General features: G+C 42.3%; 13 protein-coding genes. 12 read left to right on the forward strand and 1 reads right to left on the reverse strand.

From position 1 onward, the window contains the following. Positions 1-470: 470 nt before the first annotated feature. From clpA to HL061_RS12745, 10 genes are all read left to right on the forward strand, one after another. Positions 471-3,017 (forward strand): ATP-dependent Clp protease ATP-binding subunit ClpA, encoded by a 2,547-nt coding sequence (clpA, locus tag HL061_RS12700; RefSeq protein WP_252962910.1) that lies wholly within the window; start codon positions 471-473, stop codon positions 3,015-3,017. A gap of 167 nt (positions 3,018-3,184) precedes the next feature. After that, positions 3,185-3,922 carry a uracil-DNA glycosylase gene (locus HL061_RS12705; RefSeq protein ID WP_093068887.1) on the forward strand — a complete coding sequence of 246 codons (738 nt, stop codon included), beginning with the start codon at positions 3,185-3,187 and terminating at the stop codon, positions 3,920-3,922. Positions 3,923-3,934: 12 nt separating this feature from the next. Next, the gene (tadA, locus tag HL061_RS12710) at positions 3,935-4,495 is read left to right on the forward strand and encodes a tRNA adenosine(34) deaminase TadA (RefSeq protein ID WP_093068889.1); all 561 of its coding nucleotides are present in this window, start codon (positions 3,935-3,937) and stop codon (positions 4,493-4,495) included. A 187-nt stretch (positions 4,496-4,682) separates the two neighbouring features. Next, the gene (gene cmk / locus HL061_RS12715) at positions 4,683-5,450 is read left to right on the forward strand and encodes a (d)CMP kinase (protein WP_093068892.1); all 768 of its coding nucleotides are present in this window, start codon (positions 4,683-4,685) and stop codon (positions 5,448-5,450) included. A gap of 300 nt (positions 5,451-5,750) precedes the next feature. Further along, positions 5,751-7,439 (forward strand): 30S ribosomal protein S1, encoded by a 1,689-nt coding sequence (gene rpsA / locus HL061_RS12720; RefSeq protein ID WP_071003507.1) that lies wholly within the window; start codon positions 5,751-5,753, stop codon positions 7,437-7,439. A gap of 308 nt (positions 7,440-7,747) precedes the next feature. Next, the gene (locus tag HL061_RS12725; RefSeq protein ID WP_058024195.1) at positions 7,748-8,053 is read left to right on the forward strand and encodes an integration host factor subunit beta; all 306 of its coding nucleotides are present in this window, start codon (positions 7,748-7,750) and stop codon (positions 8,051-8,053) included. A gap of 57 nt (positions 8,054-8,110) precedes the next feature. Then, entirely contained in the window at positions 8,111-8,518 is a 408-nt protein-coding gene (locus tag HL061_RS12730; RefSeq protein WP_093068896.1) for a lipopolysaccharide assembly protein LapA domain-containing protein, read from the forward strand. Positions 8,519-8,591: 73 nt separating this feature from the next. After that, complete coding sequence (gene pyrF / locus HL061_RS12735) at positions 8,592-9,290, forward strand: orotidine-5'-phosphate decarboxylase (protein WP_093068898.1); 699 nt, start codon at positions 8,592-8,594, stop codon at positions 9,288-9,290. 214 nt (positions 9,291-9,504) lie between these two features. Beyond that, positions 9,505-10,302, forward strand: a complete 798-nt coding sequence (locus HL061_RS12740) for a metallophosphoesterase (RefSeq protein ID WP_071003510.1) — start codon at positions 9,505-9,507, stop codon at positions 10,300-10,302. A gap of 154 nt (positions 10,303-10,456) precedes the next feature. Further along, on the forward strand, positions 10,457-11,293 hold the full coding sequence (locus tag HL061_RS12745) for a histidine phosphatase family protein (RefSeq protein WP_212563706.1): 837 nt from the start codon (positions 10,457-10,459) through the stop codon (positions 11,291-11,293). Positions 11,294-11,435: 142 nt separating this feature from the next. Here HL061_RS12745 and rpsT read toward each other — a convergent pair whose 3' ends face one another. Next, positions 11,436-11,702 (reverse strand): 30S ribosomal protein S20, encoded by a 267-nt coding sequence (rpsT, locus tag HL061_RS12750; protein WP_071003512.1) that lies wholly within the window; start codon positions 11,700-11,702, stop codon positions 11,436-11,438. A gap of 464 nt (positions 11,703-12,166) precedes the next feature. Here rpsT and HL061_RS12755 point away from each other — a divergent pair, with 464 nt between their 5' ends. Then, positions 12,167-12,868: an NAD-dependent epimerase/dehydratase family protein gene (locus tag HL061_RS12755; RefSeq protein WP_223333583.1), complete on the forward strand. Its 702-nt coding sequence runs from the start codon at positions 12,167-12,169 to the stop codon at positions 12,866-12,868. A gap of 96 nt (positions 12,869-12,964) precedes the next feature. Beyond that, positions 12,965-13,480 (forward strand): ribonuclease E activity regulator RraA, encoded by a 516-nt coding sequence (rraA, locus tag HL061_RS12760; protein WP_093068995.1) that lies wholly within the window; start codon positions 12,965-12,967, stop codon positions 13,478-13,480. Positions 13,481-13,588 lie beyond the last annotated feature (108 nt).

Below are 13,588 nucleotides of genomic sequence, written 5' to 3' on the forward strand. Positions count from 1 at the left end.
GTAGTCTTGTAGTCTTGTAGTCTTGTAGTCTTGATTTTATTGTAATATATCCTTATATACTAACTAGGCTTCTCAATAATTTTTACAACCTTTCGATCACTCGTTATTAATATCCTCGTTCATCTGCTTATTTTTTATCCACATTAGCTCTTTAAGCTTCTCGTCGCTCTCACATTCTTCGTTATGTACTCGTAGTATGCTTTGATACACTTTAGTCTGCGTTAATAGATTGACTCTGTCGAAGTATCGTGTTGATATAAAGAAAAGCGACTATGAATTATCACAATCACTGCTAACTGATAGATAGATTACAGCATTCGTCACACAGTCTATGGTCCAAATGATATATCCATGATTTTTTAATTATACGAATCTTACCCTTGAACAATCGATCTATCGCCCTGATTTACTTACTAACTCATTCATAAAACTATCAATTATAAAGATAGATATAACCGTAGGAAGTTGTTATGTTAAGTCGTCATCTTGAAGTTTCTCTACGTTTAGCAATGACGCTTGCGCGCCAAAAATCGCATGAGTATCTTACTGTTGAACATTTATTATTGGCGCTATTAGAAAATACTCACGCTGCCAATACCCTAACTGCCTGTAATGCCAATATATCGGCACTGCGTACTGAGCTTGAAGCTTATATCAATAAGCACACGCCAACTGTTGATGCAGATACAGATCAGTCACCGCAGCCAACGCAAAGCTTTGATCGTATTTTGCAACGCGCTATTTTTCATGTGCAGTCTATAGGCGGTGGTCGATTGGTAGAAGGCTCTGATATTTTGGTTTCTATGTTCTCAGAGCATGATACTTATGCCGTTTATCTGCTCAAAAAACAAGGTATTAGCCGTCTTGAGCTGACCCAATATTTATCACATGGTCAAGACAAAGAAGAGCCATCTGAGCAACGTGCTTCTATGACTGGTGAGCGCCGCAGTGCGTCTGAAAAAACCAGCAAAGATCCACTGGTTGAGTTTGCAACCAATTTAAATCAGCGTGCTGCTGAAGGCGAAACAGACCCATTGATTGGCCGCGCTTCTGAAATTGAACGTGCCGCTCAAGTTTTATGCCGCCGCCGCAAAAATAATCCGTTATTGGTCGGTGAACCAGGCGTTGGTAAAACCTCTATCGCCGAAGGTTTGGCGTGGTTGATTATCAATGATAAGGCACCCAAGCCACTTAATGGTTGCGTGATTTATAGCCTTGATATCGGCTCGCTTATTGCTGGGACGAAATATCGTGGTGATTTTGAAAAGCGTATGAAGTCATTGCTTGATGCGCTGAAGAAAAAGCCAAATGCTATTTTATTTATTGATGAGATTCATATGATCATTGGCGCAGGCTCGTCAATGAGCAGCAATATGGACGTATCTAACCTTATCAAACCTGCCTTGGCTAATGGTGAGCTGCGCTGCATTGGTTCAACGACCTTTACTGAGTACCGTCAAGTGTTTGAAAAAGACCATGCGCTATCACGTCGCTTCCAAAAAATCGATGTGAAAGAACCAAGTGTAGATGATGCCGTCGATATCTTGCGTGGCCTCAAGCCTCGCTACGAAGAGTTTCATAATGTGGAATACACGGATGAGGCATTAGTGACCGCTGTACAGTTATCAGCCAAGCACATTCATGAGCGTTTTTTACCCGATAAAGCCATTGATGTGATCGATGAGGCAGGTGCGTACAAACGTCTGGGTGTGGTACCTGATGTAGAGGATATTGAAGCTGAAGAGAGCTTTATTGCAGATTTAGAGCAAGACTTTGATGTACAGATTGATGCTGATGTCGAAGGTATCGATAGCGATGCAGACAGTGATAATGAGATGCAAGACGAAGCAGAGACGGCAAAGGCAAACGACCGTGCTCAGTCTGCCGATGGCCTAAAATCTGCTAAAGCGCAAAAGCCACCGATGAAAATCGATGTCGCTGATATCGAAGCCATTATCGCTAAACTGGCACGCATTCCGCCCAAGTCGGTATCGAGTGATGACAAGAGCATTCTTGAGCACTTGGATCGTGATCTTAAGCACTTAGTGTTTGGTCAAGATGAAGCGATTGCCACGCTTGCTGATGCAATTAAGCTGTCTCGTGCAGGACTAAAAGCACCAGATAAACCGATTGGCTCGTTTATGTTTGCAGGGCCGACAGGGGTGGGTAAAACGGAGGTCTCTCGTCAGCTGGCCAATCTGTTGGGTGTAGAACTGGTACGCTTTGATATGTCAGAGTACATGGAAGCCCATACGGCATCACGTCTGATCGGTGCGCCTCCGGGCTACGTTGGTTACGATCAAGGTGGATTGTTGACTGAAAAGATCAATCAACATCCGCATTGCGTACTGCTACTTGATGAGATTGAAAAAGCGCATCCTGATGTCTTCAACTTGCTATTGCAGGTGATGGATCATGGTACATTGACTGATAACAATGGCCGTGTTGCTATCTTTAAGCAAGTCATCATTATTATGACAACCAACGTTGGTGCTGATAGTATCAGTCGCTCTTCTATGGGCTTTACTCAGCAAGATCATAGCCGCGACAACACTGAGGCGCTCAAGCGCGTCTTTACGCCAGAGTTCCGAAATCGTCTAGACGCGATTATTCAGTTCAATCCACTAGATACGTCAGTGGTTGTGTCAGTTGTTGACAAGTTCTTGGTTGAGCTACAAGTACAGCTTGATGATAAGCAAGTGACGTTAGAGATTGATGATGATGTGCGTGATTATCTGGCTGATAAAGGATACGATCGCCTTATGGGTGCACGTCCAATGCAGCGCCTGATTCAGGATGAGATCAAAAAGCCACTGGCAAGTATGATTTTATTCGGTGACTTGGTAAATGGGGGCGTTGTTCATTTGACTTTAGCCCCTAAAGCCGACAATACGCAAGACGATGATACAGTGAAGTTAGATAAATCTTCGCAAAAAGGTTCACCGGATAGTCGGATTGTTTTGACTGTGGTCGAGACTCATGAGCCACGTTCAGACTCTGAGTCAGTGGCTAGCTAAAACATTTAGTTTGAATATAAGAGTAACGGCTATCGTAACATTACGGTAGCCGTTTTTTTGTTGCTATAATTCATCAACAAAGCTCATACGGTTTTTTGTTACTATTAGTCTTTAAAATAAGCCAATCACTAAGCATTCATTTCATAATAAATATAAAAGGATATACCATGGAGCTGTTTGACGAGCAGACAACCAAAACACCAGAGCAAAAACAAGCCATTTTAGACAATGTCCGTCTGCCAGAGGACTGGAAGGCGGCATTAGCAGATGAGTTAACATCCGAAAATATGGACAACCTGCGTGCATTTTTAAAAGAAGCCTATCAGTCAGGGGATAGCATTTATCCGCCCGCGCCGTTGATGTTTAATGCGCTTAATCTCACGCCTTTATCGCAAGTTAAAGTGGTGATTTTAGGTCAGGACCCTTATCATGGGCCAGGGCAGGCCATGGGATTGTCATTCTCTGTTCCTAAAGCGATTCCTAAGCCGCCATCATTAAACAACTTGCTTAAGGAGATGGCAGATGACATCGGTATCGCACCTTCAAAACATGGTGACCTAACTTACTGGGCGCAGCAAGGTGTTTTGCTACTAAACAGCTCACTAACTGTGCGAGAAGGCGAGCCAAACAGTCATCAAAATAAAGGCTGGGAGCAGTTTACCGATGCAGTCATTGACGCGGTCAACGAGCAGACAGAACATACCGTATTTATTTTGTGGGGCAGTAAAGCACAAAAAAAAGGTAAGTATATCGATACCGACAAACATCTTATTTTGACCGCCGTGCATCCTTCGCCGTTGGCTGCGAACCGCGGTGGATTTTTTGGGACAAAGCCATTTTCTAAAACCAATGACTACTTGGTGCAGTATGGTCAAACGCCCATTGACTGGCAGCTACCGCAATAAATGCTAAATACTATGAATACAGGTTTAGCATCTTATTTTTTAGCGCTGAGCGAACTTGAGGGTATATCATTTGCATCCCTTATGTTTTGGACACTGCAAGATGGTAAATGGATGCAGAAGGCTCTTAGACTAGCAAGCCAAGGCGCTAAACTGGGTGAAGTGCCGGTAGGCGCTATATTGGTGCACGATCAGCAGATCATTGGTCAAGGGTTCAATCAACCGATTGGCTGCCATGATGCGACGGCACATGCTGAGATAGTTGCGTTAAGAGAGGCCTGTCAGCGTCTACAAAATTATCGTCTGCCACTACAGACAACTTTGTACGTGACACTAGAGCCTTGTACGATGTGTATTGGCGCGCTCATTCATGCACGTGTTGATAGGCTAGTATATGCGGCGAGTGAGCCACGTGCTGGCATGGTAGGCAGCCAGATGGACTTATCAATGCAGCCTTTTTATAATCATAATATCCAAGTTCATAGAGGATTGTGCAGTGAGCATAGTAGTCAATTGCTAAAGACGTTTTTTCGTGAGCGTAGGCGATTAGCGAAACAGAATAAAAACAGCGTTTAATCCAAAATGATTAATAAATAAGATATCAGTTTGGGCGCTAGTGGTAGCGATGATTTTTTGCTATAATATCGCCCTATTTGTTAGCGAATTTTTTAGCCTGCTATCAAACATTTGATATACCAGTAAATATTGCTTCATTGCTATTGCATGACAGCTATAGGGTAACAACTATTATTGAGTAAGTATTATGACCGTCTCCGTATCTGATAACGATCTACTCAATAAAAACGATAGTGTAAACCATTCAGCACGCTATCCGGTTATCTGTATCGATGGGCCTAGTGGCGCTGGTAAAGGTACGGTCACATGGCGTTTAGCTCAAGTGTTGGGCTATCAGCTATTAGACTCTGGGGCGCTATATAGAATCGTAGGACTCAAAGCATTCGAAGCTGGATTGATCACAGCAGATGCCAGCCATCTAATCGATGAGTCGGCAGTGCTAGCGCTCACGAAAAGTTTGGAGATAGCGTTTTTACCAAATAATGATTCTGGACGTGTAGACATCATTGTGAATGGACAAGCGGTAGGTGATCAGGTACGTAACGAGACCGTAGGTGGCTATGCTTCACAAATCGCGGTGTTTCCAACAGTCCGTCAAGCGCTGCTTACGTTGCAACAAGATATGGCGACACGCTCAGGGCTTGTCGCTGATGGTCGTGACATGGGAACCGTTGTATTCCCAGATGCCGATGTGAAAGTATATTTGACGGCGAGCGCGGAAGCGCGTGCTGAGCGCCGCGTGACCCAGCTAGTTAACGCTGGGCAAGCAGCAGATTTTGACTCGATTTTGGCGACGATTAAAGAACGTGATGATCGTGATGAGAACCGTAGCACCGCACCATCGAAACCTGCAGCAGATGCTTTGTTACTTGATAGCTCAATGCTCGATGCTGATGCGGTTTACGAGCAAGTAAAAAGACATTGTCAAGATAAAGGGCTGTTTTTTAATAGTTAATAAAAACAACATATTAAGTACTAAAAAATTTCCTATAGTCCCTGTTTTTAATGTAGAATTGTACAGTTGGAAGTTAGTGTTTTTTAACGATTAATTATTTATTAGGCTAGGTTGATAAAATTTTGTTTGGTAGAATAAAGTAAGACAGTTGTTGTTAGTAAGTTTAAATATGCGCTTATTAACAACAAACGTTTTTATATATGATTGCATAAGATATAAAACCAGTATTCTCGTTTTATGCAATCATAAATTTGATCCGTACTGTGCTGGACAGGATACGGCTATACAAAGGTAGACATAATGGAATCATTTGCTGAACTATTTGAAGCGAGCATCGAAGAAACAGGCCTAGATATCGAGCGTGGCTCGGTGATTAACGGTACTGTTGTGGCCATCGATAGCGATTGGATCACAGTAGATACTGGTCTAAAATCTGAAGGTATCGTCGCTCGTGAAGAGTTTTTAAGCGAAGAAGGCGAACTTGAAGTTGAAGTTGGCGATAGTGTTGATGTCGTAGTTGAAGCGGTTGATAACGGCATGGGTCAAACCTTGCTGTCACGTGAAAAAGCTAAGCGTGTTGAAACTTGGAACTTCCTTGAAAAAATCGCTGACAATGATGAGATCGTAAAAGGTATCATCTCAAGCAAAGTTAAAGGCGGTTTCACTGTAGATATCGGTTCAGTACGCGCGTTCTTACCAGGTTCATTGGTAGATGTACGTCCTATCCGTGATACAACGCATCTTGAAGGCAAAGAGCTAGAATTCAAAGTCATCAAACTTGATCAAAAGCGTAATAACGTTGTCGTTAGTCGCCGTGCAGTTATGGAAGCTGAAAACTCAGCTGAGCGCGAAGAGCTATTGAACAAGCTTGAAGAAGGCATCGAGATCGAAGGTATCGTTAAGAACCTTACTGATTACGGCGCGTTCGTTGATCTAGGTGGTATCGATGGTCTATTGCACATCACTGACATGGCATGGCGCCGTATCAAGCATCCATCTGAAGTTGTTGAAGTTGGTCAAGACCTAAAAGTTAAAGTATTGAAGTTTGACCGTGAACGCAATCGCGTAAGCCTAGGTCTAAAACAACTTGGTACTGATCCTTGGGACAACGTTAGCGGTACTTACCCAGTGGGTAGTGTTGTTAAAGCTCGCGTAACCAACTTGACTGATTATGGTTGTTTCGCTGAGATTTCTGAAGGTATCGAAGGTCTAGTACACGTATCAGAAATGGATCACACCAACAAAAACATCCACCCATCTAAAGTAGTTCAAGTGGGCGATGAAGTTGAAGTAATGATCCTTGATATCGATGAAGAACGTCGTCGTATTAGCCTAGGTATCAAACAGACTCTAGCTAACCCATGGGATGAGTTTGATAAGAAACATGAGCGCGGTGATAAAATCACTGGTACGATCAAATCAATCACTGATTTTGGTATCTTTATTGGTCTAGACGGTGGTATCGATGGTCTGGTTCATTTATCTGATATCTCTTGGAACGAAACTGGCGAAGATGCTATCCGTAATTACAACAAAGGCGACACCGTTGAAGCAATGGTATTGTCTGTAGATGCAGAAGCTAACCGTATCAGCCTAGGCATTAAGCAGTTGAGCTCTGATCCATTTAACGAATACCTAGTCGCTAATGACCGCGGTGCTATCGTTAATGGTAAAGTGAAAGAAGTAGACGCTAAAGGCGCTACTATTGAGCTTGCTGACGAAGTTGAAGCTTATCTACGCGCTTCTGAAATTCAACGTGACCGCGTTGAAGATGCAACTAAGCATCTGTCTGTTGGTGATGACGTTGAAGCAAAAATCATCAGCGTTGATCGTAAAACACGCAACATCAACTTGTCTATCAAAGCGAAAGACGAAGCTGAAGAGCGTCAAGCGATTAAAGATCTTGGTAGCACGAACACAACTGCCGCTGCAGGTTCTGATGCACAGCCAAAAACGATTGGTGATTTGATCAAAGAGCAAATGCAGTAAGTTGTAAGTTATTGATATAAAAGTAATATAAAAAAAGCGACTTCGGTCGCTTTTTTTATGATTAAGTTTTGATATTTGTATTAATAGGTAAGGTTTTTAGCTAAATAAGGAAACTCTTATTCCTATTTTCCTCAATATCCGCTATCATTTGCAACATTGAGTAACGAGATGTGAGCGACAGTGTATTTAGAGTTGCGATATGACTCGTGCAAATAGACTATTCTGATATGAGCTATTAGTGTTTCTGTTGATAATACTGTTTTGACTTATTATCAGTTTATCCATCAATCAACAAGGCAAGCGTAATAATGCAGCAAGCGATTAACAAATCCGAATTTATCAGTAATTTGAGTGCGAATTGTGACAACATGGCAGATACCATCGTTGATGATGCCGTTCGCGAAATATTAAATTTGATGACCCATACTTTAGCCAATGATGGCCGAGTCGAGGTTCGTGGGTTTGGCAGTTTTTGTCTACATCATCGCCGCGCTCGTGTCGGACGCAATCCTAAAACGGGGGAGAGCGTACCAGTTCCTGCTAAAGCGATTCCACACTTTAAGCCAGGTAAAGCATTACGTGAAGCAGTCAATGATAAAGTAGCACACAGCTAATATTCATTAATGATTGACTGACCAAAAACTATCATTCCAACCTGAGGTAACTGTCTCATGCGCTTTTTATTATTCGTATTGCTGTTTTTGAGCTTTGCTTACTCGCTTGGTCTGGTATTGGCAAATAATACCGAGGTCGGGGTCAATTTACTGTTTTCGCAAGCGCCTACAATGAATTTGGGACTACTGCTCATTCTATGTTTAATACTCGGCATCATTATTGGTATTCTATTATCATTGCTTATATTCCGCGTACTACAGAATAAGTGGGAAATCTCACGTTTGCAAAAGGCAAATGCAAATCTACAAGAGCAATTGAATCAAGCCAATGTGGTGATTGACCGTCAGGCCAATGCGCCAACCGTAGATGAGGCTGTCTATGGTGCCAGATCGATTGATATACAAGACAATACAGACACACATCTAAATGAAGGTGGTACGTTGTCTAAGCGCAAGCGAGATTAAATTGCTCGGCCATAGAAATGGTTGTTGATTTTGAAAATACAGTGCTCGAATAATTCTGATATGCGGCAAAACCATGAATAATATGATTAACTCTCCCGTCATTGTTGCTTTAGACAATATGACTCTGCAAGCATCGTTGGCATTAGCTGATCAATTGGATCCAGCGTTATGCCGGCTCAAAGTAGGTAAAGAGCTATTTACACGCTGTGGTCCCGATATTGTAAAGGCACTGCATCAGCGTAACTTTGAGGTATTCTTAGACCTGAAGTTTCACGATATTCCTAACACTACTGCTCAAGCGGTACTAGTTGCTGCCGAGCTTGGTGTATGGATGGTCAATGTTCATGCTAGTGCAGGTCTAGAGGCTATGTCTTTGGCAAAACAGCGTTTAATAGATAATAACCTTGATACATTACTCATCGCGGTGACTGTATTGACCTCTATGGACAGTGACGCATTGATGCAAACGGGTATCACTGATAGCTTAGACGTACAGGTGAGCCGATTGGCACAATTGACCAAGCAAGCTGGGTTAGATGGGGTAGTATGCTCTGCTCAAGAAGCGAAAACGCTTAAAGCGTTATGCGGTCAAGATTTTAAATTGGTCACACCAGGCATTCGACTAGCAGACGACAATGCTGATGATCAAAAGCGTATCTGTACGCCAAGTCAAGCATTGTTAGATGGTTCTGATTATTTGGTGATTGGACGCTCAATCACTCAAGCCAAAAACCCTGCCGAGAAGCTAAATAGAATATTACAAAGCATTTAAGTTTTAATAGCAATACAATAAAAAAGACAGCCTAAATCGCTGTCTTTTTTTACTTTTTTCAGACAGAAAAAAGCTGTTACACTACCTGAGAGGTTTTATAAGTAGGCTGATCTGCAACCAATTATGCAGCCTATTAAAAGGAGTGCTGGCCTATTAAAATACGCTAACGTTACCGATTGGCTGATAATGATACTATTGGACGATATTGAATTATATGAAATTACAAATACTAAGTGACTTACATATTGATAGTTATGCACGCCAGTCACGCCCTATTGGGCATATTCCTAAAACTGACGCAGATATCGTGTTAGTAGCGGGAGACACTGCCAACAGCGATAGAGGGATGCCGTGGTTACAAGAGCAGGCAGCACGCTTACAAGTTCCTCTGATCACAATCTCAGGTAATCACGAATATTTTGACGAAGATGTGCTAAGTTTTGACCAAAAGTTGGCGACTTGGGACAATTATGATGCTGCCTCTAACAAAGGGGTTTGTGTCTTACAGTGCCAGTATATTGATATTGGTGATATACGAATCTTAGGTTGCACACTGTGGACGGATTATCAATATCATGCCAATGAAGATACTATGGCTGCTGCTAGGCATTTTATGCGTGATTATAAGCAGATATATGCAGGTAAAGAGATGTTCTCACCTGAAGTTTCCATGCAAATTCACTCAGAGCATCGTCAGTGGTTGCAGCAAGCACTAATCACTGCCAAAGCACTGGGCAAAAAAACGGTCGTCATGAGTCATCATAGTGTCAGTGCATTATCGGTGTCTGAAAAATATGCTAATTTACCAAGCAATGCTGCCTTTGTTAGTGATTTATCTGGGTGGATGCATGAGGACTGGGCACCGACTTTGTGGGTGCATGGTCATACCCATGAAGCATTCGATTATCGAATAGGTAATACGCGAGTGATTGTCAATCCTAGGGCTTATCCTAATGAGATTAGCAGTACGGCGTTAGCATTTGCGTGGGATAAAGTTATTGATATCGGTTAGTTGAGGATCTATGTAGATAAGCCATGTTACTTATCTTCGCTTAGTTCTCTTAAAAACAAGCTCACTCCTTGTATGACAAGATATTTACAAGATATAGTGCAACTAGACTTGTCAGTTGTTCATTCCTATCAAAAAATCTGCTACGCTTGCTACTATGAGTAAATATCTTAATAGCACCTTATCAAAAGTCTCTGCTGACAAGCTTGCGAGTCACACACCAAGTGCGCCTGCGCCTTCACATCTGCCAGATAGTATGATTTCTTCGGTCAGACTATTACCTGAAAATGAGCGGCTGATTTTATTTACCAGACACTCTTTGCGTGAGCGTTCTGACGGCAATGGTTTTGCCAGCTATCAGTTGCCGCTGACGCCTAAAGGCCGCGTACTAGCTAAGTCTTGGGGTCGTTGGTTAGCAGGTCACCTCCCATACTCACTCGATGTTGATAGCATCTCAAGCCCCATTAAACGCTGTATCGATACGGCGCAGCTCATGCAGGAAGGAGCAGGTCTAAAGCGTGATATTACGCATCAGTCACTGCTGGTTGAGCCTGGTAGCCTCGTTACTGAACCTGAAATAGCGAACCCAATATTTAAAGAGATTGGTGTACTCAATTTTATCAATCGCTTTTTGCAAGGCAATCTTGAAGGCACCAAAAATGCTTATCAAGGTGGCCTTGATATTCTCTCGCTCTTTTATCAAAACCAGCCACAGCATGGGCATCTGATGCTGGCTGTCAGTCATGATACTTTGTTGTCTGCATTCTTAGCCGTGATGTTCGATGTGGAAGAGATCGATTGGAATGATTGGCCAAAAATGATGGAAGGGGTGTTCTTGTGGTTTGATGATAAACCTTTTGATCAGGCAAATGCGCATTTTATCTGGCGTGGTCAAGTATATACACGTCCGATTAGTTCATTGTTGAATGGGTATCGTGCAGCAGGGTATCACCCAAGTAAACTGCTATTACCACCAGGGGTGCAATGGACATAAGATTTCATCAAAAAATGGTAATGACGATCCACTAGATATATATCGAGTAGGCATAAAAAAACCTTGCCCCAGTATGAGAACCAGTAGCAAGGTTTTAGTCATGACGCTATAAAAGCGTCATGCGGTCTAGACAAGACAAATCTTAAGCTTGTAGGCCTTTGATTGTTTTGTTTAGGCGGCTCTTACGACGAGCAGCTTTATTCTTATGAATAATACCTTTGTCAGCCATACGATCAATAACTGGTACCGCTCTGTTGTAAGCTTCGGTAGCCGCGTCATAATCTTTAGCTTCGATAGCCGCATCAACACGTTTTAAGTAAGTACGAACCATAGAGCGTTGTGACGCAGAGTTCTGACGACGTTTGGTGTTTTGACGGGCGCGTTTACGAGCTTGTGCAGTATTAGCCACGCGTATCTCCTTGATAAAGACAGATAAAAATATGAATGTTGATTGCAATAATGGGTTTAACAATCATCGGTGACGAGCAGCCGTCTCGTCAAACATGATGTCGATGTCTAATATTAAAGTATCTAATACAAATAGATCATCGCAAGCGCCAGAACTGTTTGGAATAATTAAACAGCGTTGACGTGTAAAGCCGGTTATTTTAGCAAATTATTGCACTAAGGACAATATATTTGATTATCAATACCCAAAGAAGTAACGTAAACTTATAGAAGTGGACTCAATAGGGCATCTAATGCCCTGTCAAATACCAAAAGACATAGACAGCGGTTAAAATCTCTTACAATATATCATACATAATAGCGTCAGTTATTCATGAATTTAGGTATGATATCCTAATGGTAGGCTTTGATATAGGTTACTTTTCATCAATATAGAACCTCTAACGTTATATAAGTGGATAGGGTATGCAGCGAAAAGCAATTGTGATTGGCGCAACAGGATTGGTAGGGCAGCATTTGGTAAAACAGCTGAGTGAGCTCTATGATACATTGATTGTGATCGCTCGGCGCCCGCCACGTTATATCAATGCCAGCATGCGTTTTTATCAGCTCAATGACTTTGATAATCTCTCTGAAGTGTTTGCGAGCGTTGGTGCGGATCGAACGACAGATGCCTTTAGTTGTCTTGGCACCACCAAAAAGCAAGCGGGCAGTGATGAGGCTTTTCGAAAGATAGACCATGATTACAATGTTAACTTTGCTAAGCTATGCCGTGATAAAGGGGTAGAAAACTTTTTTCTACTTTCATCCATGAATGCCGATATTGACAGCCGCTTTTTGTACAATCGAGTCAAGGCAGAGACGGAGCAATCTATTACGGCATTAGGGTTTGGACAACTGGTGATATTTCGACCGTCGTTATTACTAGGCAAGCATAAAGGGCGTCCACTCGAGAGCATTGGTCAAAAAGCTTTTAAGCTTATCTCGCCTTTAGTCTCAGAGTCACTCTCATTACATCCTATCTCGGCTAAGCGCGTCGCTAGTGCAATGGCGATGAGTGCTCATGACATTTATCATCGTCGTAAATACCGTACAGAACCCCAGATTGAACATACAGAGATCATTGAAAATAAGAAGATGCTTGCAATGACTCGCGTGAAAAAATAAAGTATTATTTTTGAGTCAAGACTACAGCCAAGTATGACCATGTATTACAAGATCAAGCAGCTTAATCACTCATAATAAGGAGTAAAAACGATGGAGATGAATAAAAAGAACTTTGTCACATGTGATTTACTGGACGCCAATCCTGAGTCGCAAGTATGTCTACCAAATATTGAAGGTAAGGCATTTCGTCGTTTTGGTGCAAAAGATAAATTCTGCGGTGAAATCGTGACGGTGAAGTGCTTTGAAGACAATAGCCGCGTCAAATCACTATTGAATAGTGATGGCAAAGACAAAGCTGGCGATGGTAAGGTGTTGGTCGTCGATGGTGGCGGCTCTATGCGCTGTGCTTTGCTCGGCGATATGATTGCACAGTCGGCCATCGACAATGGCTGGGCGGGTGTTATCGTATATGGCTGTGTCCGAGATGTTGATGACATGGCAGCGATGGATCTTGGTGTGATGGCACTTGGTTGCATCCCGCGCAAATCAACTCGCCGTGATGAAGGTCAAACGGATATCGAAATCCGCTTTGGTGATTTGACATTGAACTCGGGAATGTTTGTCTATGCTGACAACAATGGCATTATCGCTAGTGATAAACCGTTAATTTGAACTTGGTTTAACCAGTGTGAATGAGAACCTCAGCCTATCAGTTGGGGTTTTTTATGTAATGATAGTTAAAGCTTAATAACCGTTATCAATTCTCGATCATGAATGAGT

Source organism: Psychrobacter sp. PSP, assembly GCF_024085615.1.
Lineage (GTDB): Bacteria > Pseudomonadota > Gammaproteobacteria > Pseudomonadales > Moraxellaceae > Psychrobacter > Psychrobacter pacificensis.